Consider the following 26,349-nt stretch of genomic DNA (forward strand, 5'->3'; position numbering starts at 1 on the left):
CGGCCCGTTGACGACGAAAGGCCCCCTCCGAGGTGGAGGGGGCCTTTTCGCGGTCCGGCTACCTGGTGGACGTGGGTCCGCCGACCTTGAACTCGGCCAGGATCACGTTGATCCGCGCGTTCTTGCCCGCCGGCGCGTTCGCCTTGATCTCCTGGTCCAGGATCTTGTTGTTCTGGCTGATGTCGGAGACCGTCTCCTTGTCGGTGACGGTGAGGTCGTTGCCCGTCCACCCGGCCTGGCTCAGCCTGGTGCGCGCCTGGTTCTCGGTGAGGCCGCGCAGGTCGGGCATGATGAACTGGTTGTTCTTGGACACGCTCAACGTCACCAGCGTGCCCTTCTCCGCCCGTCCCGGTCCCGGGTTCTGGGCCACGACCTCGTTGAGCGGTTCGGGGCTGTCGACGTCCTTGGTCTGCACCTTGAACCCGTTGCCCTCGAGCGTGGCGCGGGCGTTGTCCAGCGTCTGACCGGTCACGTCCGGCAGCTGCGCGGTCTCCGGCGCCTTGCCCAGCGTCACCGTGACCGCGCTGCCCTTGGCCGCCGAGACGCCGGGAGCCGGCGACTGCTCGACGACCTTGCCGACCAGGTTCGGGTCCTCGGTCTCGACGGTCTCGGTGGCCTGCTGGAAGACCCAGCCCTCGGCTTCCAGCTTCTTCTGCGCGTCGGTCGGGCTCAGCCCGGTGACGCTGGGCACCGGCGCGTTGTCGGCGCCCTTGCCGATCACCAGCTTGACCGAGCTGCGCTTCTCGACCTCGCGGTTGGCGGGCGGGTCGGTCAGGACCACCTTGCCGATCTGGTCCGCGTTGCAGGCCGGTTCGGAACCCGGCTGGCACGGCGTCAGCACGACCTCGACGGTCAACTGCCTGGCCTCCAACTCGGCCCGAGCCGCCGACTGCTCCTTGCCCACCAACGACGGCACGGTGACCTTGTCCGTGGCCGCGGTGTTGTCCTTCTCGCTGAGCAGCGTGGTGGTGATCCACGTGGCGAGGGCGAGCACGGCGATGCACAGCAGGACGACCAGGGTGACCATGATCGCCTTCTTGCGCCGGGCGCGCCGCTCTTCCTCTTCCTCGGCCAGCGGGTCGTACTCAGCGGGTTCCTCGCGCTGCGCGGAGGGCCGGTGCCGACCGCCGGCGGCCGGCGCGACCTCGGTGCGCGGCGACGACGTCTGGTTGAGCACCGCGGTGCGGTCCTCCGCCGTCATCACGGCGGGCGCCGAGGGCCGCTGACCGGACAGCACGCGCACCAGGTCCGCGCGCATCTCCGCGGCGGACTGGTAGCGGTTGGCCGGTCCCTTGGCCATCGCCTTGAGCACGATCGCGTCCAGCGCGGGCGTCACCTTCGGGTTCAGCGCCGACGGCGGCTTCGGGTCCTCCCGCACGTGCTGGTAGGCCACCGCCACGGGCGAGTCGCCGGTGAACGGCGGCTCCCCGGTCAGCAGCTCGAACAGCACGCAGCCCGACGCGTACACGTCGGACCGCCCGTCGACGGCCTCGCCGCGGGCCTGCTCCGGCGACAGGTACTGGGCGGTCCCTATCACCGCGGCCGTCTGGGTGACCGCGGCCTGGCCGTCGTGCACCGCGCGCGCGATGCCGAAGTCCATCACCTTCACCGCGCCCGCCCGGGTGATCATGACGTTCGCGGGCTTCACGTCCCGGTGCACGATGCCGTGCCGGTGGCTGAAGTCCAGCGCGGCCGACACGTCGGCCATGACCTCCATCGCCCGCTTGCCCGACAGCGGCCCCTGCGTCTTCACGATGTCGCGCAGCGTGCGGCCGTCGACGAACTCCATCACGATGTAGGGCAGCGGGCCGTACTCGGTCTGGGTCTCACCGGTGTCGTAGACCGCGACGATGGCGGGGTGGTTCAGCGCCGCCGAGTTCTGGGCCTCGCGACGGAACCGTTCCTGGAACTGGGTGTCACGGGCGAGGTCGGCGCGCAGGACCTTGATGGCCACGTCCCGGCCGAGCCGGACGTCCCGGCCCTTGTGCACCTCCGACATGCCGCCGTAGCCGAGGGTCTCACCCAGTTCGTAGCGGTTGGAGAGCAGTCGCGGAGTGCTCATCAGTGCTTCGTCCCGCTCCTCGTCAACGGTCTCACCATCAAGCCTTGCGTTCGCTTTCGTACCGTTTCAGCGTCAAGTCGGCACACACGTCACCGTGACCCGTGAGCCGATCGCAACCTCACCGGTCGGCGCCAGGTCCGACACCAGGCACCGCTCGGGCTCCAACGGCGCGCCCCCGTCCTCGGAGTGCACCTCGGGTTCCAAGCCGTGCCCGGAGAGCTTCTTCGCGACTTCGTCCACCGGGAGGTCGACGTAGTCGGACTTCGTGATCGTCACCTTCGGTTTGCCGGGGAGGCGATCGGTCGAGTCGTCCAACGGGCGGGCGCTCGTGGTGCCAGTGCCCTGCTGGTTCGCACCGCCGGGCACCTCGTCGCCCTTCAGCGCCCAGCGCAGGATGACCACGCCGAGCACCAGCAGCGCGACCAGCAGCACAGCGACCATAACCCACAGCGCGGCGCGGTTGCGCCCCGGCGGCCGCGGGCCCGGCGGCAACGGACGGAAAGCGCCCGTGTGCGGAGTGTTCATGCCTGGTGGGACGGGTTGCATGCCCGGTCGCGACCCGGGATGGGTCACCGGGTTGCCCAGATGGGGGTGCTGGGGATGGGGGTGCTGCGCGGGTGGCGTCATCGGCCCGGCCATCGGCGCGCCGACCGCCATCGCCAGGCCGGACGGCGCGGGCAGCGGCTGCCCGGCGCGCACCGCGCCCACCGCCGAGGCGAACTCGCCGCCGTTGCGGTAGCGCTGGCGCGGGTCCTTCACAAGGGTCGCCTCGATCAGCGCCCGCGGGCCCGGCGGCACGTCCGGCGGCAACGGCGGCGCGATGTCGCGGATGTGCATCATCGCGACCGTCACCGCGTTCTCCGACAGGAACGGCCGGTGCCCGGTCAGGCACTCGTAGCCGCACACCGCCAGCGCGTACACGTCCGACGCGGGCTCGGCGGCGTGACCGAGGGCCTGCTCCGGCGCGATGTAGTGGGCGGTGCCCATGACCATGCCGCTGTGCGTGACCGGCGCCGCGTCCGCGGCCTTCGCGATGCCGAAGTCGGTGATCTTCACCTTGCCGGTCGGCGTCACCAGGATGTTGCCCGGCTTCACGTCCCGGTGCACCAGCCCGCGCTCGTGCGCCGCCTGCAACGCGTTGCCCGCCTGCTCCAGCAGGTCGAGCGTGCGGTCCGCGTTCAGCCTGCCGCGCGAGATGATCGCGGCCAGCGGCTCGCCCTCGACCAGTTCCATCACCAGGTAGGCGGTGTCCTCCGGCCCGTCCGGGATCGACGCGGTCTCGCCGTAGTCGTGCACCGCGGCGATGCCGGGGTGGTTGAGCGACGCGGTGGTGCGCGCCTCGATGCGGAACCGGTTGAGGAACTCGGCGTCGCCGCTGAGCTCCGCCTTGAGCACCTTCACCGCGACCTTGCGGTCGAGCCGGGTGTCGTCGGCCTCCCAGACCTCGCCCATGCCGCCGACGGCGATCCGCTTGCTGAGGCGGTACCGCTCGGCGAGCAACTGGCCGGAGGTCAGCATCAGCGTCCCCCGAGGTAGGCGCCGATGACCGCGCGTCCGATCGGGGCGGCGACCCGGCCGCCGGTGGCCGACAGGCCCTGCTGGCCGCCGTTCTCCACGATTACCGCGATCGCGATCTCCGGCTTCTCGGCCGGCGCGAACGCCACGTACCAGGCGTGCGGGTTGGTCGAGCGCACGTTCTCGCCGTGCTCGGCGGTGCCGGTCTTGGACGCGATCGTCACGCCGCTGAGCTTGCCGCCGCCACCGGTGTTGTTCTCCGAGGCGATCATCATGTCGCGCAGCGCCTTGGCGTGGTCGGCCTCCATGGCCTCGTCGACCTCGTCCGGCTTGGTCTCGCTGATCGCCTGGAGGTCGGGCGCCAGGATCTTGCCGACCAGGTGCGGCTGCATCCGCACGCCGCCGTTGGCGATGGTCGCCGCCATCACCGCGTTGGCCAGGGGCGTCACCCGGACGTCCTTCTGGCCGATGCCGGTCTGGTAGATCGACGGCTTGTCCGACATCGGGCCGAGCGTCGAGGGCACCACCGACAGCGGGATCGACAGGTCCTGCTCGCCGATGCCGAACTTGGCCGCCTGGTCGCGCAGCTTGTCCGCGCCCAGCTCGGCGGCCAGCACCGCGAACGCCGTGTTGCACGACTTGGCCAGCGCCTCCTGCAGCGTGGCCGTGACGCCGTCGCCGCACTGGGTGTCGTTGAAGTTCGGCAGCGGGGTGTTCGTGCCGGGCAGCGTGATCACCGGGCGGCCGTCGACCTTGGTGTCGTTGGTCTTGCCCTCGGCCAGCGCCGCCGCCGTCACGACCAGCTTGAACGTCGAGCCGGGCGGGTAGTTCTCGTGCACCGCGCGGTTGAGCATCGGCTTGGACTTGTCGGCGTCGTAGCCGGTCCAGGCCTCTTCCTGCACGTCGACGTCGTGGCTGGCGAGCACGTTCGGGTCGTAGGACGGCGTGCTGGCCATGGCCAGGATCTCGCCGGTCTGCGGCCGGATCGCGACGACCGTGCCGGTCACGCCCTGGAGCCGCTCGAACGCCGCCTGCTGGAGCTTCGCGTCGATGGTCAGCTGGAGGCTGCCGCCCTTGGGGTCGCGGCCGGTGATCAGGTCCGACACCCGGCGGGCGAACAGCCGGTCGTCCGAGCCGTTGAGCAGGTCGTCCTCGGCGCGCTCCATGCCGCCCGCGCCGTACAGCGTGGAGAAGTAGCCGGTCACGGGCGCGAACACCGGCCCGTTGGCGTAGGTCCGCAGGTAGCGCAGCCGGTCGTCCACCCGCTGCACGCTGGCCAGCGGCGTGCCGTCGGCGGCGATGATCTGGCCGCGTTCCCGCGAGTACTGGTCCAGGATCACCCGGCGGTTCAACGGGTCCTTGCGGTAGTCGTCGGCCTTGATGACCTGCACGTACGTCGCGTTGCCCAACAGCAGGAGGATCATCGCCATCATGGCGAGGCCGACCCGGCGGAGCGGTGTGTTCATTTCGGACGCTCCACCATGACTGTGAACTGGTCGGCGATCGCCGGCTGCTGCGGTCGCGGCTTCGGCGTCGACTTCGGCGCGCGTGCCGCGTCCGAGATGCGCAGCAACAGCGCCACCAGGATGTAGTTGGCCAGCAGCGAGGAACCGCCGTAGGACAGGAACGGCGCGGTGATGCCCGTCATCGGGATCAGCTTCGTCACGCCGCCGACGACGATGAAGATCTGGAACGCCACCGCGAACGCCAGACCGCCGCCGAGCAGCTTGCCGAACGTGTCGCGCACGGCGAGCGCGCTGCGCAGGCCGCGCAGGGCGAACACGGTGTAGATCAGCAGCACCGCGGCCAGCCCGACGAAGCCGAGCTCCTCGCCGATCACCGCGGTGATGAAGTCGGTGTTGGCCTCGGGGATCTGGTCCGGCCGCCCGCCGCCGAGGCCCGCGCCGAACAACCCGCCGGTGCCGAGCCCGAACAGCGACTGCACGATCTGGTAGCCCGCCCCGGACGGGTCCGCGAACGGGTCGAGCCAGTTCTGCACCCGGATCTGGACGTGGCCGAACAGCTTCCACGCCACGAACGCGCCGACGCAGAACATCATCACGCCCAGCACGACCCACGCGGCCCGCTCGGTCGCCACGTACAGCAGCACCAGCACGATGCCGAAGAACAGCAGCGAGCTGCCCAGGTCCTTCTGCAGGACCATGATGCTCACGCCGACCGCCCACGCGGCGATCAGCGGGCCGAGGTCGCGGGCCCGCGGCAGGTCCAGGCCGAGGACCCGGCGGCCCGCGATGGTGAACAGGTCCCGCTTCGACACCAGGAACGCGGCGAAGAACACCATCAGCAGGATCTTCGCGAACTCGCCCGGCTGGATCGAGAACGCGCCGAAGCTCAGCCAGATCTTGGCGCCGTTGATCTCCGGCGCGATGAAGCTCGGCAGCACGCCGGGCAGCACCAGCGCCACCAGCCCGAGCAGCCCGGCCGTGTAGCCGTAACGGGCCAGCGTGCGGTGGTCGGACAGCACCTTCAACGCGGTGCAGAACAGCACCAGCGCGATCGCCGTCCAGAGCACCTGCTTCGGCGCGGCGGAGGACCACACCTGGTTGTTCGGCAGCTTCACGTCCGCCATGGCCAGGTCGATCCGGTGGATCATGACCAGGCCGAGGCCGTTGAGCAGCGCGACGCACGGCAGGATCACCGGGTCGGCGTAGGGCGCCCACTTGCGCACCGCGAGGTGCGCCACGGTCAGCAGCCCCAGGTACGCCAGGCCCAACCACAGGATCCTCATGCTGAGTTCCTGCTCCTGGTTGGCCTCCACCAGGATCAGCGCGCCCGTCACCAACGTGGCGGCGAACGCCAGCATGAACAGTTCGGTGCTTCGTCGCGTGGGCGGCCTCAACCCGGGCGACGTGCTGCTCGCCGCCGCGAGCGGTGTGCCCTCAGCGCCGGTGACCGGCGAACCCATGCGACTACTGACCCTTTCGGCAATCCGTGCCCGGCTGCTGCACGGGCGTGGTGAGGGGTGTCCCCTCCACAGTGGTGGACGCCGGCGCCTCGGTCGAGGTTGCCGTCGGCGGCGCGGCGGTGGTGGACGCCCCCGTGGTGCTCTCCGCGGTGTCCTTCGGGCAGAACGGCAGCGTCTGCTCGGTGCGCAGCCTGCGGATCGCCTCCCGGGCGCCCTCCAGGCCGTCCACGTCGGTGATGCCGTTGCGCACGACGTCCCTGGTGGCGACCTTCAGGTCCTCCACCGTGATCGGCTCGCACGCCTGCGCGCCCGGCGGGCACGAGCCCTCCACCTTGCGGTGCAGGTCGAAGCCGAACACGCTGCCGGTGACGCCGCGGAACACCGACACCTCGCCGTTGTCGCCCTCGCCGACGTAGTACTGGCGCAGGACGTACCAGCGCGTGCCCAGGCCGGCCGCGACCACCAGCAGGAGCAGGAACACCACCAGGGCGAGCGCCTTGAGCCGGTTGCCGCGCGCCCGCCGGGGGTCCGGCGGTGGCATCGGCTCGACCCGCTGCGGGATCGGGCGCGGCCCGGTGATGGAACTCGCCCGCGAGGCGGGCGAGTCGGGTGGTGGCGGGTCTTCGCTGCCGTCGCCGGCCGCGCCGCCCACTATGGGCGCGTCCTCCCCGAAGTCGACGTCGACCACGTCGGCGACGACGACTGTCACGTTGTCGGGGCCGCCGCCCTTGAGCGCCAGCTCGATCATCCGGTCCGCGCACGCCTGCGGGTCCGGGATGCGGATCGCCTCTTCCAGCGTCTCCATGCTGACCACGCCGGACAGGCCGTCCGAGCACAGCAGGTAGCGGTCGCCCGGACGGGCCTCCCGCACCATCAGCCTCGGCTCCACCTCGTGGCCGGTCAACGCGCGCAGCAGCAGCGAGCGCTGCGGGTGCGTGGCCGCTTCCTCTTCGGTGATCCGTCCCTCGTCGATCAACGACTGCACGAACGTGTCGTCGTGCGTGATCTGCGTGAACGTGCCGTTGCGGAGCATGTAGGCGCGGGAGTCGCCGATGTGCACCATGCCCAGCCGCGAGCCCGCGAACAGCACGGCGGTGAGCGTGGTGCCCATGCCGTCCAGGTCGGGGTCGCTCTGCACGAGCTCGGAGATGGCGCCGTTGCCGGCGATCACCGCGTCGCGCAGCTGGCCGAGCAGGTCGTCGCCCGGCTCGTCGTCGTCGAGCGGGGCCAGGGCGGCGATGACGACCTTGCTGGCCACCTCGCCCGCGGCGTGGCCGCCCATGCCGTCGGCGAGCGCGAGCAGGCGTGGACCCGCGTACACGGAGTCCTGGTTGTTCGAGCGGACCAGGCCCCGGTCGCTGCGGGCCGCGTATCGGAGGACGAGAGTCATGAGCGCAGCTCGATCACCGTTTTGCCAATTCGGATCGGGGAGCCGAGCGGAACCCGGATCGGGGCCGTGACCTTCGCCCGGTCGAGATACGTGCCGTTCGTGGAGCCGAGGTCTTCCACGTACCAGTCGGTGCCGCGCATCGACAGCCGCGCGTGCCTGGTCGACGCGAAGTCGTCGTCCAGCACGAGCGTGGAGTCGTCGGCACGGCCGATCATGATCGGCCTGCCGTCCAGGGAGATGCGCGTGCCCGCCAGCGCGCCGTGTGTCACGACGAGCTGTCGGGCCGCCTTGTTGCCCCGGGCGGCCTTGTTAGTGCCTCTGCCGAACTTGGGCGTCGGGACACGGAGCCCCGACGCCGCGTACAGGTCGGAGCGGACCACTCGAAGCGCAGCCAACACGAACAACCAGAGCAGGACGAGGAAACCCGCTCTGGTCAGCTGCATCACCAGCTCTGGCACCGGTTGTAACCGCTCCTGACTTGAGTGCCGTCACGCCTACGCCCGAATCGACCGCTCAGCCCTGGGTGCGGTAGACCAGCGAGGAGTGGCCGATGCGGACGACGTCGCCTTCCGCGAGCTGCCAAGTCTGCACTGGTGTGCCGTTCACCGTGGTGCCGTTTGTCGAACCGAGATCAGCGAGCATGGCACTGTGCCCGTCCCACGTGATCTCCAGGTGCCTCCTGGAGACCCCGGTGTCGGGTAGCCGGAAGTCCGCTTCCTGGCCGCGGCCGACCACGTTGCCGCCCTGCTTGAGGTTGTAGGTGCGGTTGGAGCCGTCGTCGAGGTGCAGCGTCGCGTTCAGCTGCCGGGGACCGGACTGGACCGCCGGCGGCGCGTAACCGCCCTGCGCCGGGTCGGCGTAGCCCTGCTGGCCGTACCCCTGGTCGTAGCCGGGCTGCTGGCCGTAACCCTGCTGCCCGTAGCCCTGGTCGTACCCGGGCTGCTGGCCGTAGCCCTGGTCGTAGCCGGGCTGTCCGTAACCGGGCTGCTGCTGACCGTAACCCTGGTCGTAGCCCTGCTGCTGCCCGTAGCCCTGCTCGTAGCCGGGCTGCTGCTGGCCGTAGCCCTGGTCGTAGCCGGGCTGCTGGCCGTAACCCTGGTCGTACCCGGGCTGCTGCTGGCCGTAGCCCTGGTCGTAACCGGGTTGCTGCTGACCGTATCCCTGCTGGTCATAGCCCTGCTGCTGCTGGCCGTAGCCGCCCTGTGCATAGGGGTCGTAGGCGGGCTGGCCCTGTCCTTGTCCGTAGCCGGGAGGCTGGCTCATGGATCCGTCTCCTGCAGTGCGAGGTGGTGCTGACCGTCGGCTGGCAACTTTCACGTCGGGGTCGACGGACGAGCTGGTTCGGAACTGTCCCGTGTGCAGCGCGTCGGAGCGCTCCAGGGAGACTACGACGTCACCATAGGTATCCCATCCGCTCTCTTCGAGGTGCTCCCGGATGGAGTCCCCCAGAAGCTGGGTGATGCGTAGTTCATCCTGACCGTCCCCGGCAAGCCGATCGTGGTCCTGCGGACCCAGCAGGACCTGGAAGTGGTTCGGAGCGAGCAACCTGCCACCCGCCAACTCGCGGATGTTGCTCTCCGCCTCCCGCTGCAGTGCCTGGGCCACTTCCTGCGGGACGACGTTGCCACCGAACACACGCGCGAAGGTGTTCCCGACGATGCCTTCGAGACGGCGCTCGAAGCGCTGTACGAGGCCCACGGCAACCCTCCGACCCGGTCGACTTCCAAGACCGATCGTATCCGGGCTGACGTGGCGGGACACGGGGCAATTGGTAACCCGGACGGGGACCATGCTAGTGTTCTCCACGTCGCTCCGGGCGAGTGGCGGAATGGCAGACGCGCACGGTTCAGGTCCGTGTGTCCGAAAGGACGTGGGGGTTCAACTCCCCCCTCGCCCACCAAAACCATGAAGTCCCATCCACGGTCGTGGGTGGGACTTCATGGTTTTTCCGTCTTTTCGCCGCCGGCGGTCGCGTGATGTCTGTCACCCGCACAGCCGCGGCCGAACGTGGCGGCTCGGGGGCGGTCGGTCGATTTCGCGCGGCGAGCGGTCGGCGGTGTGGTGGTCGGGCCGGCCGGCGGCCCCGGTCCGGCGGTCGTTCCAGGCGAGCGACGCACACGCTGAGCAGTCTTTCGGGCTCCGAGGGCCGCCCGGGTCACCCAGACGGCAGCACCGCCGGGCCGAAGTCCCCCCGCCGGTCGCCGACCGGTTACCGACCGCTCGACGCCGCCGATCGCAGGACGCCTTTTGCCCCGGGGGTGCGACCGGTCCCACCTGGTACGCCTTACCCAGAGCACGAGTCGAAACGCGGCGGACAGCCCGTCGTGGTTGCCGAGGAGGCCCTGGCGTGAGCAGCACACCAGCACGGATCGCGGACACCGACGACGCCAGGGCGCTGTCGGCAACCGCCGTTCCGGTTCCCGAACTGCCCGGCTCCGTCGAGGAGCTGGCCGCCTCCGCGGCGGTGCGCCTCGGCTGGCACGGCGTGGTGCTGCCCGAGATGGTCCTCATGGGGCGCAAGGTGATCGTGGTGGCGGAGCTGCTGGCCGACGCGCACGCCGAGCGGCTGTGCCTCGGCGCGGGCCCGGAGACCGACCGCACCACCGTGTCCACCTGGGTGTGGCCGGAGATGGACGGCCGCGTGCCGCCCGCCGCGGTGCGGATCGTCGGCGTCCTGGCGGTCGCCCGGCACTGGCGGACCGCGCTGGCCTCGGCGGTGCCGTTCGCCCGCTTCGGCAACGCCGCCGCCGTCCTGCCGACGTCGGTCGTCTTCACGCACGACTACCTGGCCAACTGCCTGCCGCGGGTGCGCCGCTACGGCGTCTCGGTGCTGCTGGCCGACGAGGAGCTCCAGCTGAGCACGGACGTCGCCGGCCGCAACGAGATCGTGCCGGTCGAGGACACCGCGACCACCCGTTGGGTGAACGAACTCGTCTACGAGCAGGTGCTGGCGACCGCGTCCTGACCTACGGTCGGACCATGCGGGTAGTGATCGCGGGCGGACACGGCAAGATCGCGTTGCGGGTGGAGCGGCTGTTGGCCGCGAGGGGCGACAGCGCCACGGCGCTGGTGCGCAACCCGGACCACCACGCGGACGTGCTGGACGCGGGCGGTGTCCCCGTCCACTGCGACCTGGAGGCGACCGACGTCGCTTCGGTCGCGGAACTGTTGACCGGCGCGGGTGCGGCGGTGTTCGCCGCGGGCGCCGGACCCGGCAGCGGGGTGGCGCGCAAGGACACGGTGGACCGCGCCGCGGCGGTGTTGTTCGCGGAAGCGGCGGAACGGGCGGGCGTGCGCCGGTTCATCCAGATCAGCGCCACGGGCATCGGCCGCACCACCGGCGACGAGGTCTTCGACGCCTACCTGGCCGCGAAGGGCGCCGCCGAGGAGGACCTGCGCGAACGGGACCTGGACTGGACGATCCTGCGCCCGGGCCGGCTGACCGACGACGAGCCGACCGGCCACGTCCAACTCTCCGAAAATCCGCTACGGGGTTCCGTACCGCGAGCCGACGTGGCCGCCGTCGTCGTCGCCCTCCTGGACCGCCCCGGCACCGTCCGCCGCACCTACGAACTGATCTCCGGCGACACCCCGATCGCCGACGCCTTCTAGCCCCACGACCCCCCGCGCCGTCCACTGACACGCCCTCCACCGACACGCCCTTCCCCAAAGGAAGGGCTTCGTGTCATCCCGCCGACCTGGCTCCGCCCTACCGCGCGTGTCAAGGGGGCCTGTTCACCGATACCTCGCGGCATTCACCGATGCCTGCCCCCTTGATACGTGTGGTAGCCCGTAGGGAGGTCGGTGGGATGACACGAAACCCGACCCACAACGGACCCGGCGCGTACCCACCCACCGGTCGTCATCCTGCTGATCTGCCCGTCCGGCGAGGACTCTTTGATCTTTTCGCCCTAGCCTCACCGCACCCAACCGCACCCAACCCCACCCACCGCACCCACCGCGCCCAACCGCGGCTTACCGAAGCTCACCGAGCACTCGGTCGAGGTAGGCGTTGGTGAACTTCCCCTCCGGGTCGACCTCACCCCGCACCCGCCGGAAGTCGTCGAAGTGCGGGTACCGCCCCCGCAAGTCGTCAGCCGAGAGCCGGTGCATCTTGCCCCAGTGCGGGCGCCCGCCCACCGCGCCCGCGATCCGCTCGAACGCGTCGAAGTACCGCCGGTACGGCATCCCGAGGTACTGGTGCACCGCGATGTAAGCCGTGTCACGTCCGTGCGCCGTGGACAGCCAGATGTCGTCACCCTGGGCCACCCGCACCTCGACCGGCACGATGACGCCGTGCTCGAGGCCGCCCACCGCCGCCCGCAGCTCCCGCAGCACGTCGTGCAGCGCCGCCCGCGGCACGGCGTACTCGGTCTCCACGAACCGCACCCGCCGGGGCGTGACGAAAACCCGGTGTGAGACGTCCCGGTAGTCGCGCTCCGACAGCAGCGACCCGCACACCCGGTTGAGCGTCCTGGTGGTCGACGGCACGGCCTTCGCCAGCTTGCAGACCAGCCCGAACGCGCCGTTCTCCATCACCTCGTACTCGTAGAACCGGCGCAGCGCCGACAGCGGCGCGGCGGGCTCGTCGACCCGGTTGTTCCGCTTCACGATCACCCGGTCGGAGTGCGGGAACCAGTGGAACTCCACGTGGTCCTCGACCGCGGTCAGGTGGTCGAACTCCTCCAGCACCGCGTCCAACCGACCGGGGAACTCGCGGGCGTGCAGCACGAACGACGGCACGCACCGCAGCGTGACCGTGCTGATCACCCCCAGCGCGCCGAGCCCGACCCTGGCCGCGTGGAACAGCTCGGGCCGCTCCTCGGCCGAGCACCGCACCAGCGACCCGTCCGCGAGCACGAGCTCCAGCGCCACGACCTGCGTCGCCAGCCCGCCGAGCTTCGCCCCGGTGCCGTGCGTCCCCGTCGAGATCGCGCCCGCGACGGTCTGCGCGTCGATGTCCCCGAGGTTCGCCATGGCCAACCCGAGCACGTCCAGCAACGCGTTGAGCTGGTGCAACGTCGTCCCCGACCGGACCGTCACCAAGGTTCCGGACACGTCGACGATCCCGGTCCACGCGTCGAGGTCGATCGCCACGCCGGGCGCGACCGCGATCCCGGTGAACGAGTGCCCGCTACCGCGCGGGCGGACACTGGACGCGCCCACCACGACCGAAGCGAGCTCGTCGACGCTCGCCGGGTGCTCTACCCGGTGGGGGTTCGCGGACGCCGTGCGAGCCCAGTTCGTCCACGGGGACGCCATGCCCACCTCCGGATGTGACGCGTTCCACGAACCGTAGGTGAAAGCTATTCACCTTTCAAGTACGGTGAGGCCCATGCAGCACCGCACGCGCCTGGACGCCGCGACGGAGGAGCACGACCCCCCGCTCGCGATCGTCGACCTGGACGCCTTCGACAGCAACGCGGCCGACCTCGTGCGCCGCGCGGCCGGGCGGCCGATCCGGGTGGCGAGCAAGTCCGTCCGGGTCCGCGCGCTGCTGGAACGGGTGCTCGCACGGCCGGGTTTCGCGGGCGTCATGTGCTACTCGCTGGCCGAGGCGCTGTGGCTGTCGTCGGTCGACCTCTCCGAAGACCTCCTGGTCGCCTACCCGACCGTCGACCAGGCGGCGCTGACCGAGCTCGCCAAGGACGACAAGGCGCGGGCGAGGATCACGATCGTGGTCGACTCGACCGCGCACCTCGACCTGGTCCACTCCGTGCTCGGCCCCGACCACCCGGAGATCCGGGTGTGCCTGGAGCTGGACGTGTCCTGGCGGCCGGTGCCCGGGCTGCACATCGGCCCACGCCGGTCACCCGTGCACACGGCACGTGAAGCGCGTGCCCTGGCCGAGGCGATCGTGCGCCGGCCGGGGTTCCGGCTGGTGGGCGTGATGGGCTACGAGGGGCAGATCGCGGGCCTGGGCGACCAGCCGCCGGGCAAGCCGGTGCGCGGCGCGGTCCTGCGCTGGATGCAACGGCACTCGGCCGCCGAGCTGGTCGAACGCCGCACCGTCGCGATCGCCGCCGTGCGCCAGGTCGCCGAGCTGGAGTTCGTCAACGGCGGCGGCACGGGCAGCCTGGAGATCACCGCCGCCGACCCGTCGGTCACCGAGCTCGCGGCCGGGTCCGGGCTCATCGGCCCGACCCTGTTCGACGGCTACCGCGGCTTCCAGCCCAAGCCCGCCGTGCTGTTCGCCCTGCCGGTCGTGCGCAGACCGAAGCGGCACGTGGCCACGCTGTTCTCCGGCGGCTACATCGCCTCCGGCACCGCCACCGCCGACCGCCAGCCGACCCCGTACCTGCCGGTAGGGCTGAAGCTGCTGCCGCTGGAGGGCGCGGGCGAGGTGCAGACCCCGGTGGTGGGCCGGGCGGCCGACTCGCTTCGCCTCGGCGACCGCGTGTGGCTGCGGCACGCCAAGGCGGGCGAGTTGGCCGAGCGGTTCACCCACTACCACGTCGTGCGGGGCGGCGTGGTGGAGCGGACCGTGCCCACCTACCGGGGCGAGGGGCACTCGTTCGGCTGAACAACCCAACCCGACCGACCCAACCCAACCCAACCCAACCCGACCGACCCAACCCAACCCAACCCGACCGAACCCGACCCGGCCGACCAAACCTGGCCGTGGACAGCCGACCCGACCCAACCCGACCCGACCTGGCCCGACCTGGGACCTAACTCGGAAGTCGTGTCGACAGGTACCCGCGCACCAACGCCTTGGCCTCCTCGAGGATCCGCTGGTCACCGGCCGGGTCGCGGCGGAACGCGAGGTTCAGCACGCCGTCCGCCGCCTCGACCGCGATCGAGATCGGCAGCTGCAGCTCGGTGAGCGGGATGTCGAACTTCGCCGAGATCATCTCCGCGATGCGGTCGGAGATGACCGTGTTGTTGTCGCGCCGGTCGTCGAGCAGCCGCATGTCGACCACGTCGCCGAAGTGCAGCTTCGAGAACGCGGGCACCTCGCGGTGCATCGAGACGTACACGTCGAAGATCGAGTCGACGGCGTCCCACCAGTGGTCGAGGGTGGTCGAGGTGAACCGGCCGTCCACCGTCTGGATGAACTTCTCCAGGTTGCGCAGGGTCAGCGCCTGCACGACGGCCCGTTTGTCGGGGAAGAACTGGTACAGCGAGCCGACCGCGACACCCGCGCGCTCGGCGATCAATGTCGTGGTGACTCCGTCGTAGCCGACCTCCTCGATGAGCTGTGCGCAGGCCTCGAGCATCCGCTCGACGCGCTTGGCGCTGCGCTGCTGCACCGGCTGACGGCGCAGCGGGGTCGTACTGGTCACGGCGACTCCTGCTGAATGGATGGCGGGACTCCATAGTGCCCGGTAATGGACCTTTCCACTTCACTTCACGGCGCAACACGCCTACGATCCGAATCACTTTCATGTTCTGGGAGGCTTGCGTGACCCTGTCCGACGACTTCCTGTGGGGCGTGTCGACCTCCGCCTTCCAGATCGAGGGCTCGTTCACCGCCGCCGGCAGGCAACCGTCCGTGTGGGACGCGTTCCCGGCGTTCGAGGGGCAGGACGCGTCCGTGGCGTGCGACCACTACCGCCGCTACCGCGAGGACGTCGGCCTGATGCGGTCCCTGGGCGTCGGCGCCTACCGGTTCTCCGTGTCCTGGCCGCGGGTGCTCGCGGGCGACCTGGTCTTCTACGACCGGCTGGTGGACGAGCTGCTGGAATCCGGCATCGCGCCCGTCGTCACGCTGTACCACTGGGACACGCCGCTGGCCGTCGAGGCCGAGGGCGGCTGGCTCGCCCGCGACACCGCCCACCGGTTCGCCGAGTACGCCGAGCGGGTCGCCGCACGCCTGGCCGACCGGGTCGCGATGTGGATCCCGATCAACGAGCCCGCGATGGTCACCCTGCTCGGGTACGCCACCGGGCAGCACGCGCCGGGCAAGGCGCTGCTCTTCGACGCCCTGCCGACCGCCCACCACCTCAACCTCGCGCACGGGCTCGCGGTGCAGGCGCTGCGGTCCGCCGGAGCGCGCGCCGTGGGCACGGCCAACAACCACACGCCCGCCTGGCCCGCCACCCCGGCCGACGGGCCCGCCGCCGACGCCTACTCCGATCTGCACAACTGGCTCTACGCCGACGCGCAGCTGGCCGGCCGCTACCCGGACTCGCTGGCCGACCGCTTGCCGATCGTGGACGGCGACCTGGCGATCACCTCCGCGCCGCTCGACTTCTACGGCGTCAACTACTACAACCCGACCCGGCTGCGGCTGCCGTCCGAGGGCAACCCGCTGCCGTTCGAGCTGGTGGACGTCGACGAGTACCCGAAGACCGGCTTCGGCTGGCCGGTGGTGCCGTCCGGGCTGTCCGAGATGATCTCCCTGTTGCGAGATCGATTTGTCGACTTGCCGCCCGTCTACGTGACCGAGAGCGGGTGCAGCTACCCCGACTCGCTCGACGACACCGAGCGGATCGCGTACCTGGACGCGCACATCGCGGAAGCCCTGAAGGCCGACGTGCGCGGGTACTTCGTGTGGTCCCTGATGGACAACTTCGAGTGGGACTCGGGGTACTCGCAGCGGTTCGGCCTCGTCCAGGTCGACTACCAAACGCAGCAACGCACCCCGCGTGCCTCCTACGAGTGGTACCGCGATCGGATCAGGCAGTGACGGCGGAGGCGTTGGCGGAACCGGCCGTCCCGGTCCGCCGATCGTGGATGACGTGGCTGTTCCTGGCCAACCTCGGCCTCTGGCTGGCCATCTACGCGCCCATCCAGGTGCTGCTGCCGCAGCAGGCCGAACTGCTCGACTCCACCGCGAAGGAAGCGGTGTTCGGCCTGGTCACGGGCGTCGGCGCGCTCGTTGCCCTGGTCGCGAACCCGCTGATCGGGCTGTCGTCGGACCGCACCACGTCCCGGTTCGGCCGGCGGCACCCGTGGACGCTCGCGGGCGCGCTCGTCGGCGCCGTCGGCCTGGCGGTGCTGTCGTCCGCGTCATCCGTCGGTGTGATGGTGATCGGGTGGTGCCTGGTGCAGGCCGGGCTGAACGGGATGCTCGCCAGCCTCACCTCCGCCGTGCCCGACCGGGTGCCCGTGCGGCAGCGGGCCAAGGTGGGCGGGCTCGTCGGCATCTCCCAGATGCTCGGCACGGTGCTCGGCGCGATCGTGGTGACGGTGCTGGTCAGCGGCCTGGCGAACGGGTACCTGGCGTGCGCGGCGCTGGTCGTGGCCGGTGCGCTGGCGTTCGTGCTGATCACCCCGGACGTCCGCCTGCCGCCCGCCGCCCGCCCGGCGCTGCGGTGGCGCGAGCTGTGGGTGTCGCCGAGGCGGCACCCGGACTTCGCCTGGGCGTGGTGCGCGCACTTCATGATCAACCTGGGCAACGCGTTCGGCACGCTCTACCTGCTGTACTTCCTCGGTGACGTGGTCCGGCACCCGGAACCCGAGAACGGCCTGCTGGTGCTGATGCTGCTCTACGGCGTGGCGCTGGCGATCGGCGCGTTCGCCGTCGGCGCCCGCTCCGACCGCACCGGCCGCCGCAAGCCGTACGTGCTCCTGGCGGCCGGCGTGATGGCGCTGGCCGCGTTGCTGCTGGTCGTGTGGCCGACGTGGCCGGCCGCGCTGATCGCCGCGCCGCTGCTCGGGCTCGGCTTCGGCGCGTACTGGGCGGTGGCGCTGGCCCTGCTGACGCAGGTGCTGCCCGCCGCGTCGGACCGGGCCAAGGACCTCGGCGTGCTCAACATCGCCAACTCGCTGCCCCAGGTGATCGCGCCGCTGCTGACGACGTTCGTGCTGGCGTCGCTCGGCGGGTACCGGGGGTTGTTCGCCGTGTCGGCGGTCGCCACGCTGTGCGCGGCGGCGTTCGTGACCAGGGTTCGTTCCGTGGCTTAGGGGGAGTTCGTTGCGGTTGGCGGGTAAGGCGGTCGTGGTGACCGGCGCGTCGCAGGGCATCGGCGCGGCGACGGCCCGGACGCTCGCGGGGCGCGGTTCGGTTGTCGTGCTGGTGGCACGCGGCGGTGAAGCGCTCGATGAGCAGGTCGAACGGATCACGGCGACCGGTGGGCGTGCGCTCGCCGTGCCGGCGGACCTCGCGGACGTCGACGGGATCCGCACGCTCGCCGAACGGGTGGTCGCCGAGGTCGGCGTGCCGGACGTGCTGGTCAACAACGCGGGCGTCGGCCGCTGGCTGTTCCTCGACGAGACCCCGACCCCCGAGCTGGCCGGGATGATCGCCCTGCCGTTCACCGCCGCGCTGCACCTGACCAGGGAGTTCCTGCCCGGCATGCGGGCGCGCGGCTCCGGGCGGGTGGTCAACGTCAACTCGCCGGTGTCCCGCCTGCCGATCCCCGGCGCGACCGGGTACGCGGCGGCCCGCTACGCGTTGCGCGGGATGACCGCGGCGCTGCGGATGGACCTGCGCGGCACCGGGGTCGGGGTGAGCGAGGTCGTGCCGGGCAAGGTGAGCAGCAGGTACTTCGTCAACAACCCCGGCGCCGAGGAGCGGATCCCGAGGCTGGCCAGGCTGATCCCGACCGTCACGCCGGAGGTGGTCGCGGCGCGGATCGCCGACGTGGTGGAGCGGGAGCGGGACGAGGCGGTGTTCCCGTGGCAGCTGAAGGCGTTCGACCTGGCCGGCCGGCTGTTCCCGGGGGTGACCGGGTACCTGACCTGGCTGACCGGCACCCACCGCTGACCGCGCCGACCGGCCTCACCACCGACCCGGCTGATCTCGCTGACCGGGCTGATCTCGCTGACCGGGCTGATCTCGCTGACCGGGCTGATCACGCTGAACGGCCCCGACGTCCGCGCGGGAGGTGCGGACATCGGGGCCGAGTGGTGCCCGCGGACCAGTGTCGGTCGGGGAGGGAAGGTGTGCACAACACCGGCCCGCGGATGTCTGTGTAGTTGGTTCCTGCTGCTGGAACTCTGGCTGGGTGGAGCTTGAGCTGGTGGAACTCTGGCTGGTGGAGCTTTAGCTGGCCGGCGGTCCGTTCGTCGCGGTCGGGGGTTCGCACGTCCCGGACCGCCGGCCAGTAGGCGGGTGCTCGACCTGGTCGCGTCGGGGGAACGACAGGTCGGGGCCGCCCGTTAGTGGGCTCGGACCACCATTCCCCGGCGCGAACGGGTGACAGGAGGCGTCACCGGCGCCGATCGGAGGTGCCGAGCCGGGCGCGGGGCCAAACCGCCCGCGACCAGGTGTTCGTACGCGGCGCGCCACACCGAGCAGGGGCTCTTCTGCTGCCGCCACCGTCCGGAGCACTCGGGGCAGTTGCCCTTCTCGTCCGGTTCGTGCGCGGCGAGCAGGGCCCGCCACCCCTCGGTCAGCCGAGGGAGCTCGGAACGTGCCACCGACAGGAGGGACGGGGCGTCGGCCTCGTTGGCCAGCTCTGTGAGCAGGTCCAACCGCTCCCACACCGCGTTGCGAAGAACTTGTCCGAGGATCTCGTCCACCGAAACGTCACCGTCACCTTTCCGCCTGCTCGGCGGCCTCACGTAGCGCGGCCCTGAGTTGTACGAGTTGGTCGGCCGAAAGGACCGCCGTCTCGCCGGGAGGACCGACCAGGACCACGCGGCCCCGGTCGACCATCACGGTGAGGCAGCGCTCCCGGTCGACCACGTCGCTGCAGCGGATGCGCCACCAGCGACGGTGCCCGGTCGTGCCGCGCCATCCGGAGCCGAGGTCGGTCGACTCCTGGACGGACAGGGGTGAGGGAGAGGCGTCGGTCGCGGCCACGGCAGGCGCTGCCGACCCACCAGGGGTGGTCACCGCCCGCTCGATCAGGTCCACGACATGTTCCTCTCCGTGCTCACTCGCTTACCGGAACTTAGATTGCGATGATTCAACCCGGATCGGGACGTCATAGCGCTGGCCGGTGGCCGTTCCACGGTAAGCGGTCAGTGGAGTTCGGCAGGGCCGATCAGCCTCGCCGATCGGTACTTCTCGCAGTCGGGGGAGTGCCCCTACTCTGCCGTTGACGCCCAAAGGACTGTGAGGGGGCGCAATTGAACACCATCGGTTCGCCAAGCTCTCCTGTTACCCCAGAGGTCTGGGACCAGCAGGAGATGCGTGACGCCCTGGCCAGACGAGAGATCAGCGCGGTCTACCGGCTGCTCCGACGGCACGGTGTCTCGCAGCGCCAGATCGCGGCGCTGACGGGCCAGTCGCAGTCCGAAGTCTCGGAGATCCTCAAGGGACGCCAGGTCATGGCCTACGACGTCCTCGCGCGGATCGCCGCGGGCTTGGGCGTACCCAGGGGGTACATGGGTCTCGCTTACGACGAGGCCACGGCAGTGAGGGTGGCCGCCACGGCGGAGTCACCCCATTCTGAGGAGGACGAGTCGGTGAAGCGAAGGAAGTTCCTCGCGCACGCCGCCGCCATCACCGTCGGCGCGGCCGTGTTCGGTACGGACTCCGGGTCTTGGGCTTCGTCGCCCGCGCAGACTCCGGCCCCTGGCCGCATCGGCATGACCGACGTCCGACAGGTCGAAGCGGCCACCAGGGCGTTGCGCACGCTCGACTACCAGTACGGCGGCGGCTCGTGCCGCGACGCGGTGGTCGCCCAGCTCTCGTGGGGCCAGCAGATGCTCGGCGCGAACGCGACCGACCTGGTCAAGGAACGCCTGTACGTCGCGCTCGCCGACCTGCACAACCTCGCCGGGTGGACCTCGTTCGACACCGGCCTGTACGACTCGGCCCGCAACCACTTCGGCCAGGCGCTCGGCCTGGCGAAGCAGGGGCGCAAGGAAGAGCTCGTGGCCAACATCCTGTACCGGATGGGCCGCGTCTACCTGCACCAGAACGCGCCGGACGACGCGTTGAAGGTGTTCCAGCTCGGCCAGCTGGCCGCGCAGAACTCCGGCTCGGAGCTCGCCGTCGGCATCCTGTGCGCCAACGAGGCGTGGGCCTACGCGAAGATGGGCTCCGACGACCAGGCGCTGAAGCTGCTCGGGCGGGCGCGCGACGAGTTCGCCCGCGCCAACATCGGCGAGGCGCCCGCGTGGGCGAAGTTCTTCGACGCCAACGACCTGTCCGCGATGATCGGCACCGTGCACACGGAGCTGGCGCAGACCGTGGACGCGAAGTACACGCGCACCGCCGTGCCCGCGTTGACCAAGGCCATCGGCGGCTACGGCGAGGACATGACCCGCAGCCGGTCGTTCAACCTCACCTCCCTGTCGATCAACCACCTGCTCGACGGCGACATCGACCACGGCGCGCGGCTCGGCCGGCAGGCGATCGAACTGTCCGAGGGCCTGAAGTCGGTCCGCACGAAGGACCGGATGAAGCCGCTGCAGCACGAAGCCGAGAAGCGCCGGAACAACCCCGACGCCCGTGAGCTGGCCGAACGCCTGGCCAAGTTCACCGGCAACGACAGCGCGGCCTGAACTGCGGGGAGTCGGGGTCCTGGACGGCAGGTTCACCTCCACCGCGTTGACCGCCGTGCTGAGGCGGCTGTGCGCCGACCTGGGGTTCGCGCACCGAGGCGCGCGGCTGGTGAAGTTCACCAGCAACGCCGTGTTCGACCTGCCCGTCGACCGGGTGGTGGTGCGGATCGTCGGTTCGACGACGTTGCGCCACCGCGCGGTCAAGGTGGTCGAGGTCGCGCGGTGGCTCGCCTCGCACGACGTGCCGGCCGTGCGGCTGGTCGAGGGCGTGCCGCAGCCGTTGGCGGTCGGCGAGCACCTGGCCACGGTGTGGCACACGGTGCCGTCCGGTGGCAGGCCCGTCGACGGCCGTGACCTGGGTCGGGTGCTGCGCCAGGTGCACGCGCTGCCCGCGCCGGAGTTCGACCTGCCGCGCTGGGCGCCGCTGGACGACGTGCGCCGGCGCATCGCGGACGCCGAGGAGCTGTCCGCGCCGGACCGCCGGTTCCTGGAGGACCGGTGCGCCGCGGCCGACGACCGCCTGGCCGAGCTGCGGACCGTGCTGCCGCAGGGCGTCCTGCACGGCGACGCGCACCTGGGCAACCTCATCCCCAGCCCCGACGGCCCGGTGATCTGCGACTTCGACTCCACCAGCGTCGGGCCGCGCGAGTGGGACCTGAGCACCCTGCCGGTCGGCGTCGCCCGCTTCGGCCACCCCGCCGAGTGGTACCGGCAGCTGGCCGACGAGTACGGCTTCGACGTCACCCGGTGGGCAGGCTTCCCGGTGTTGCGCGAGGTCAGGGAGCTGAAGCTGACCACGAGCGTGCTGCCGATCATGCGCAGCCACCCCGGCGTGCGCGAGGAGCTGCACAGCCGGCTCAAAGCGTTGCGCGCGGGCGACACCACCACTCCGTGGACCCCCTACCGCTGAAACGGGGGTCGTGGGGGAACGAACCGGTAACGCTCGGCGCGCGTTTCACGACTGAGGCATCGACGGATGGCGTGACGGGGTCGGCGAGGTGTGCGAGTGGTCGGGAATCTGCCGGTGTTGCGGCGAAGGCGAGCCCTGCGGGCCGCCCGCATGTTGGACGAGGTCGTGGACACGCAGCTGCCGTTCCTGGCGTCGTTCGACGAGCAGCGGCGGCGGCGCTCGGCGACCTACCTGGCCGAACTGGTGAAGCTCGCGCGGGACTACCGGTACTTCGCCAACGGTTGGATCGACGCCAAGGAGCTCGAACGGCGTGGTCAGGACGCGATGGCGGCGCTGACCCGGCTTCGCGAGGACTCTTCCGCCCGACCGGTCACCGACTAGGGCGTTCGGCGCAGCTCGTCGCACCGAACGGACCACTCGCCGACGGCTAGTCGCGCCATGCCCCTCCTTCCCACGCCTCCACCGCGTAGTCGTGGAAGCTCTTGGGCTCACGTCCGGTGATCCGGGCGACGGTGTCGGTCGGCTCGCCGTCGGCCAGCGCGTCCCACGCCTTGATCTGCTCCTCGGCCAGGTCGGGGGGCACGACGGCCCGGTAGTCGGCGGGCGTGCCGCGGAACTCCACCTCCCGGCCGGTGACCCGGGCGAGCACGTCGAGGGCCTGCGGGAACGACAACGCCTCGGGCCCGGTGACCTCGTACACCTCGCCCTCGTGCCCGTCCTCGGTCAGCGCGGCGGCGGCCACCGCGGCGATGTCGCCCGCGTCCACGAACGCCTGCTCCTTCTCGCCGAGGGGCAGCACCAGCTCGCCCGCGAGCACCGAGGGCCGGAAGAAGCCCTCGTCGAAGTTCTGGTCGAACCAGTCCGGCCGCAGCACGGTCCACCCGACGCCGGACTCGCGCACCAGCCGTTCGGCGGCGAGCAGCCGTTCGTCGCCCATCTCCACCACGCCGCGGGTGGACAGCAGCACGAACCGCCGCACGCCCCGCGCCACGGCCTCGGCCACGAAGCCGGGCTCGACCGGCAGCTCGTGCGGCGCCATCAGGTAGACCCGCTCGACGCCGTCCAGCGCGCCCGCCCACGTGCCGGGGTCGGACCAGTCGAAGCGCACCTCGCCCCGGCGTGACGCCCGGCGCACGGCGTGGCCCGCTCCGGAGAGCCGCGCGGCCAGCCGCCTGCCGGTCGAGCCGGTGGCGCCCAGTACCAGGATCGGTCGATCAGCCATGGATCGACCCAATCACAGGGGTCCGACATCCTCGCGCCTGCGCCGACCCGCCGACGGGTCAGGCGACCGGCGCCCGGGAGAGCACGACCGCCAGGCCGAACGCGATGCCCATGATCGCCAGCTCCACCGCGGCCCAGCCCACGATCGCCGTCGTCTTGTGCTGCGCGATGTGCGGCAGGAACCGCCACCGGATGTTCGCGCCGAGCACGGCCAGCGCCGCGGCGCACGCGACCTTGCCAACCAGGACCAGGCCGTAGGACGTGGTGAACAGCGAGCCGGGCAGCCCGACGACCGGGTTGAGCGCCAGCTCCAGCAGGCCGTTGAACAACCCCGTCACCGACACCAGGACCAGCGCGATCGTGGCCAGCTTCGAGAACTTCGGCAGCGCCTCGGCCAGCAGTCCCCGCCGGTGGGCGACCAGCACGACCAGCGCCGCCAGGCCACCGGTCCACGCCGCCGCGCCGAGCACGTGCAGCTCCATCGAGATCATGGAGTAGTCGTGGTACTTCCAGTTCGACGCGTGGCCGGTCACGGGCAGCGGCAGCAGGCCGAACATGGCGATCAGGATGCGCAGCTCCGCCGGCACCGACTCGCCCCGGCGCACGGCCATGACGCCGATCCACAGGTACACCAGCGCGCACACCGCGCTGAACAGCAGTCCCTGCCCGGCGCCGACGCGCTGCACGTAGTCCACGACCATCGGCATGGTCAGTTCCGCGTCCGGGCGCGTCTCGTAGGCCCGGATCACGATCGACACCAGCGCGGTGAACGCCCACACCGCCGCCGCGACCACGGCGGCGGGTCGGGCGATCCGCATCACCGGCTCGGTGATGGCGGGCCGGCTGAACCCGAGCAGCTTCGGCAGCAGCGAGAGGCCGACGACGATCGTCGCGGCCAGGTCGAGCAGCGTTCGCACCAACGGGTGGCCGAACCGGACCACCACCCCCGGCTCGGCCACGCCCACCGCTTCCGGTGCGGTGGACAGGCCGAGGCCCAGGAAGACGCCGACGGCCCCGCCTGCCAGCAGGCCGCCGACGACCCAGTACCTGTTCGCGGTGGTGGTGGTCCGGTTCGCCGTCATCGCCTGGTGCTCTCCTTGGCGCTGTCCGCGCCGCCGCGCAGCGCGAGGAACGCGCCACCGGCCAGCAGCACGGCCGCGCCGGCGATCCACACCCAGATGGGCACGCCGCCCGACCCGGACGACGGCGACGCCGGGTCCTGGGCGGCCGACGAGGAGGCGGGCGCGGGCGTGCCGCTGCCCTCCTTCGTCAGGGTGAACTTGAGCGAACCCGTCACCGGGTGCCCGTCCGCGGAGAGGACCCGGTAGCCGACGGTGTACTCGGCGGCCGGGCCCAGCGGGCGGACCGGGAAGACGACGCTGTTGTTCTTGACCGTCGGCTCGCCGTCCGCTTCCCAGCGCGTGCCCTCGGGCCCGGTGACGGTGATCGTGTTGAACTTCTCCCCGGCCTGCACGGCCTGGTCGAAGGTCAGCGTGATCGCCGCCGGCCCGGCCTCCAACCGCGACCCGTCCTTGGGGTCGCTGCTGACCAGCACGTTGTGCGCGAACGCCGGTGCGGCCGTGCCGAGCACGACCGCGCCCGCGACGAGGCCGGTCAGCAGCAGCGAGACGACGCGCCTCATGCCGTCGGCTTGCCCGCTCGGCGGGACCGCAGCACGGCTCCCGCACCCAACCCGAGCCCCAGCGCGCCGACCGCCAGACCGGCGCCGCCCAGCCAGCGGGCCGTGTCGTCGGTCGAGCCGGCCGCCGCCGGGTCGTGCCCGGTGTCCGCGACCGCCGTCGTGGTGGCCGTGCCGTGCGCGTCGCCGTCGGTCTTGGCGACGAGCTTCAGCACGGGCGCGGGGCGTTCCGGCTCGTCGGCGCCCTCGGCGGGCGGCGGCGCGTTCCAGTCGACGACCTCGCCGCTGTCGTAGGTCTGCTTGGTCGGCAGCAGCAGCTGGTCGGTGTTGTCCGGCAGCGGCCCGATGGACAGGTCGAACTCGTTGAACTGGCCGGGCTCGATGCGGTTGCCCGGCTCCGCGGTCCACGTGACCGTGCGCACGGCCTCGGTGACCTCGCGGCCGTGGCTCTTGACCGGGGTGGCCAGCTTCTCCTTGACCGCCTCGACCTTCCAGCCGGGCGTCGGCTTCGTGCTGACCGAGGCCAGCGGGTACTCGGCGGGCAGGGTCAGCTCCAGCTTGACCGTGCCCGAGTCGGGGCGTTCGTTGGGCACGCGCAGCGTGACCTTGGTGTACCCGCCCTGCACGGCGTCCTTCGGCGTGGACGCGGTGACGTGGGCGGACGCCAGGCCCGCGGTGGTCAGCGCGAGGATCGCGGCGGCGCCGAGCGCGGCGCCGCCCTTGGCGAGCGTGCGCACGCCAAATCGCTTTGTCGACATGAAGTTGTGGCTCCTGAGACCTGAGGTGTGCTTCGGGGACCCGGGTGATCAGGAACCAGGAGGGCCGCGGCGGCCGTGCACCCGCCGCAACACCACGTCGACCAGCACGTTCGCCGTCGGCGAGGGGGTGGGCGCCCACAGCGCCCCGGCCGGCGCGACCGGCGTGTGGGGCGGCGGCAGCAGCCGGGTCACCACGCCGACCAGCGCGTGCAGCGCGGCGTCGGCGCGGGCCAGCAGCAGACCGGTGAGCAGGGCGGCGAAGGCGTGCGCGGCGGTCATGGCGGTCGGGCTGAACCCGAGGCCGGGACCGTCGGCGGCGTGGTGGCCGAGGTTGAGCAGCGCGTGCTGCCCGACTTGCGCGACGCCCAGCGTGGCCAGGATCGTCCACGGTCGGCGTCCGCGTTCGGCGAGCGCCGTGCCCGCGAAGGCGACGAGCAAGGTCAACGGCAGCGCGGGCGCGAACTCGGTCACCGAGCCGCCCGCCGCGCCATGAGCGGTGACGCTGAGCGCCGCCGAGGTGACGGCCAGCAGCACGGCCCGCGCGAGGCGGGTCGGTGCGGGCCGGCTGGTCATACTCCAGA

General features: G+C 71.3%; 25 protein-coding genes and 1 tRNA gene. 10 read left to right on the top strand and 16 right to left on the bottom strand.

The genetic code is table 11. The features are described from left to right. Positions 1 to 58: 58 nt before the first annotated feature. From pknB to ABTZ99_RS04180, 7 genes are all read right to left on the bottom strand, one after another. Positions 59 to 2,062 (bottom strand): Stk1 family PASTA domain-containing Ser/Thr kinase, encoded by a 2,004-nt coding sequence (gene pknB / locus ABTZ99_RS04150; protein WP_498771326.1) that lies wholly within the window; start codon positions 2,060 to 2,062, stop codon positions 59 to 61. A 72-nt stretch (positions 2,063 to 2,134) separates the two neighbouring features. After that, a complete protein-coding gene (locus tag ABTZ99_RS04155) occupies positions 2,135 to 3,580 on the bottom strand; it encodes a serine/threonine-protein kinase (protein WP_498771324.1) in 1,446 nt (481 codons plus the stop codon). Continuing rightward, positions 3,580 to 5,043 (bottom strand): peptidoglycan D,D-transpeptidase FtsI family protein, encoded by a 1,464-nt coding sequence (locus ABTZ99_RS04160; protein ID WP_498771322.1) that lies wholly within the window; start codon positions 5,041 to 5,043, stop codon positions 3,580 to 3,582. The genes ABTZ99_RS04155 and ABTZ99_RS04160 overlap by 1 nt, the downstream gene beginning before the upstream one ends. Then, a complete protein-coding gene (locus ABTZ99_RS04165; protein ID WP_498771320.1) occupies positions 5,040 to 6,503 on the bottom strand; it encodes an FtsW/RodA/SpoVE family cell cycle protein in 1,464 nt (487 codons plus the stop codon). The genes ABTZ99_RS04160 and ABTZ99_RS04165 overlap by 4 nt, the downstream gene beginning before the upstream one ends. A gap of 4 nt (positions 6,504 to 6,507) precedes the next feature. Next, positions 6,508 to 7,893, bottom strand: coding sequence for a PP2C family protein-serine/threonine phosphatase (locus ABTZ99_RS04170; RefSeq protein WP_499608000.1), 1,386 nt, complete (start codon positions 7,891 to 7,893; stop codon positions 6,508 to 6,510). Further along, complete coding sequence (locus ABTZ99_RS04175; protein WP_498771316.1) at positions 7,890 to 8,351, bottom strand: FHA domain-containing protein FhaB/FipA; 462 nt, start codon at positions 8,349 to 8,351, stop codon at positions 7,890 to 7,892. Before ABTZ99_RS04175 ends, ABTZ99_RS04170 begins: the two co-directional genes overlap by 4 nt. 55 nt (positions 8,352 to 8,406) lie before the next feature. Next, complete coding sequence (locus tag ABTZ99_RS04180; RefSeq protein ID WP_498771314.1) at positions 8,407 to 9,591, bottom strand: FHA domain-containing protein; 1,185 nt, start codon at positions 9,589 to 9,591, stop codon at positions 8,407 to 8,409. 116 nt (positions 9,592 to 9,707) lie between these two features. Here ABTZ99_RS04180 and ABTZ99_RS04185 point away from each other — a divergent pair. The 3 genes from ABTZ99_RS04185 to ABTZ99_RS04195 all read left to right on the top strand — a co-directional run bounded on the left by ABTZ99_RS04185 (position 9,708) and on the right by ABTZ99_RS04195 (position 11,505). Next, positions 9,708 to 9,793 (top strand) — tRNA-Leu (locus tag ABTZ99_RS04185). 447 nt (positions 9,794 to 10,240) lie between these two features. Continuing rightward, positions 10,241 to 10,858 (top strand): hypothetical protein, encoded by a 618-nt coding sequence (locus ABTZ99_RS04190; RefSeq protein ID WP_499608002.1) that lies wholly within the window; start codon positions 10,241 to 10,243, stop codon positions 10,856 to 10,858. Between the two features lie 14 nt (positions 10,859 to 10,872). Further along, complete coding sequence (locus ABTZ99_RS04195) at positions 10,873 to 11,505, top strand: SDR family oxidoreductase (RefSeq protein WP_498771309.1); 633 nt, start codon at positions 10,873 to 10,875, stop codon at positions 11,503 to 11,505. 363 nt (positions 11,506 to 11,868) lie between these two features. On the opposite strand, the gene ABTZ99_RS04200 is transcribed toward ABTZ99_RS04195, so the two are convergent. Continuing rightward, on the bottom strand, positions 11,869 to 13,155 hold the full coding sequence (locus ABTZ99_RS04200; RefSeq protein ID WP_499608006.1) for a D-arabinono-1,4-lactone oxidase: 1,287 nt from the start codon (positions 13,153 to 13,155) through the stop codon (positions 11,869 to 11,871). 73 nt (positions 13,156 to 13,228) lie between these two features. On the opposite strand from ABTZ99_RS04200, the gene ABTZ99_RS04205 reads away from it, so the two are divergent. Further along, entirely contained in the window at positions 13,229 to 14,416 is a 1,188-nt protein-coding gene (locus tag ABTZ99_RS04205; RefSeq protein ID WP_498771305.1) for an amino acid deaminase/aldolase, read from the top strand. 148 nt (positions 14,417 to 14,564) lie between these two features. On the opposite strand, the gene ABTZ99_RS04210 is transcribed toward ABTZ99_RS04205, so the two are convergent. Next, complete coding sequence (locus ABTZ99_RS04210) at positions 14,565 to 15,179, bottom strand: TetR/AcrR family transcriptional regulator (protein ID WP_498771303.1); 615 nt, start codon at positions 15,177 to 15,179, stop codon at positions 14,565 to 14,567. A 101-nt stretch (positions 15,180 to 15,280) separates the two neighbouring features. Between ABTZ99_RS04210 and ABTZ99_RS04215 the strand changes: the two genes are divergently transcribed. Genes ABTZ99_RS04215 through ABTZ99_RS04225 form a run of 3 tightly spaced genes read left to right on the top strand, consistent with a single transcriptional unit; the run spans position 15,281 to position 18,547 of the window. Continuing rightward, positions 15,281 to 16,525, top strand: coding sequence for a glycoside hydrolase family 1 protein (locus tag ABTZ99_RS04215; protein ID WP_499608009.1), 1,245 nt, complete (start codon positions 15,281 to 15,283; stop codon positions 16,523 to 16,525). Positions 16,526 to 16,572: 47 nt separating this feature from the next. Next, positions 16,573 to 17,745: an MFS transporter gene (locus ABTZ99_RS04220; RefSeq protein WP_499608011.1), complete on the top strand. Its 1,173-nt coding sequence runs from the start codon at positions 16,573 to 16,575 to the stop codon at positions 17,743 to 17,745. 16 nt (positions 17,746 to 17,761) lie between these two features. Then, positions 17,762 to 18,547, top strand: a complete 786-nt coding sequence (locus ABTZ99_RS04225) for an SDR family NAD(P)-dependent oxidoreductase (RefSeq protein ID WP_498771299.1) — start codon at positions 17,762 to 17,764, stop codon at positions 18,545 to 18,547. Between the two features lie 395 nt (positions 18,548 to 18,942). On the opposite strand, the gene ABTZ99_RS04230 is transcribed toward ABTZ99_RS04225, so the two are convergent. Continuing rightward, positions 18,943 to 19,305 (bottom strand): hypothetical protein, encoded by a 363-nt coding sequence (locus ABTZ99_RS04230; protein WP_053714584.1) that lies wholly within the window; start codon positions 19,303 to 19,305, stop codon positions 18,943 to 18,945. A gap of 13 nt (positions 19,306 to 19,318) precedes the next feature. After that, entirely contained in the window at positions 19,319 to 19,642 is a 324-nt protein-coding gene (locus tag ABTZ99_RS04235) for a hypothetical protein (RefSeq protein ID WP_499608014.1), read from the bottom strand. A 275-nt stretch (positions 19,643 to 19,917) separates the two neighbouring features. On the opposite strand from ABTZ99_RS04235, the gene ABTZ99_RS04240 reads away from it, so the two are divergent. The 3 genes from ABTZ99_RS04240 to ABTZ99_RS04250 all read left to right on the top strand — a co-directional run bounded on the left by ABTZ99_RS04240 (position 19,918) and on the right by ABTZ99_RS04250 (position 22,531). Continuing rightward, the gene (locus ABTZ99_RS04240; protein WP_498771295.1) at positions 19,918 to 21,240 is read left to right on the top strand and encodes an NsdA family TPR-like regulatory protein; all 1,323 of its coding nucleotides are present in this window, start codon (positions 19,918 to 19,920) and stop codon (positions 21,238 to 21,240) included. A 19-nt stretch (positions 21,241 to 21,259) separates the two neighbouring features. Next, the gene (locus ABTZ99_RS04245) at positions 21,260 to 22,150 is read left to right on the top strand and encodes an aminoglycoside phosphotransferase family protein (RefSeq protein WP_499608280.1); all 891 of its coding nucleotides are present in this window, start codon (positions 21,260 to 21,262) and stop codon (positions 22,148 to 22,150) included. A 96-nt stretch (positions 22,151 to 22,246) separates the two neighbouring features. Continuing rightward, on the top strand, positions 22,247 to 22,531 hold the full coding sequence (locus tag ABTZ99_RS04250) for a hypothetical protein (protein WP_498771293.1): 285 nt from the start codon (positions 22,247 to 22,249) through the stop codon (positions 22,529 to 22,531). A 46-nt stretch (positions 22,532 to 22,577) separates the two neighbouring features. Here ABTZ99_RS04250 and ABTZ99_RS04255 read toward each other — a convergent pair whose 3' ends face one another. The 5 genes from ABTZ99_RS04255 to ABTZ99_RS04275 are packed head-to-tail and all read right to left on the bottom strand — an operon-like array spanning position 22,578 to position 26,341. Further along, complete coding sequence (locus ABTZ99_RS04255; protein ID WP_499608019.1) at positions 22,578 to 23,372, bottom strand: NAD(P)H-binding protein; 795 nt, start codon at positions 23,370 to 23,372, stop codon at positions 22,578 to 22,580. Between the two features lie 58 nt (positions 23,373 to 23,430). Continuing rightward, positions 23,431 to 24,453 (bottom strand): CopD family protein, encoded by a 1,023-nt coding sequence (locus ABTZ99_RS04260; protein ID WP_499608022.1) that lies wholly within the window; start codon positions 24,451 to 24,453, stop codon positions 23,431 to 23,433. Further along, complete coding sequence (locus ABTZ99_RS04265; protein ID WP_499608025.1) at positions 24,450 to 25,013, bottom strand: copper resistance CopC family protein; 564 nt, start codon at positions 25,011 to 25,013, stop codon at positions 24,450 to 24,452. The genes ABTZ99_RS04260 and ABTZ99_RS04265 overlap by 4 nt, the downstream gene beginning before the upstream one ends. Next, a complete protein-coding gene (locus ABTZ99_RS04270) occupies positions 25,010 to 25,768 on the bottom strand; it encodes a YcnI family copper-binding membrane protein (RefSeq protein ID WP_499608028.1) in 759 nt (252 codons plus the stop codon). Before ABTZ99_RS04270 ends, ABTZ99_RS04265 begins: the two co-directional genes overlap by 4 nt. Before the next feature lie 48 nt (positions 25,769 to 25,816). After that, positions 25,817 to 26,341, bottom strand: coding sequence for a hypothetical protein (locus ABTZ99_RS04275; RefSeq protein WP_498771283.1), 525 nt, complete (start codon positions 26,339 to 26,341; stop codon positions 25,817 to 25,819). Positions 26,342 to 26,349 lie beyond the last annotated feature (8 nt).

Origin of the sequence: Actinosynnema sp. NPDC002837 (genome assembly GCF_040295345.1) — a bacterium.
In the GTDB taxonomy this organism is placed as follows: domain Bacteria; phylum Actinomycetota; class Actinomycetes; order Mycobacteriales; family Pseudonocardiaceae; genus Actinosynnema.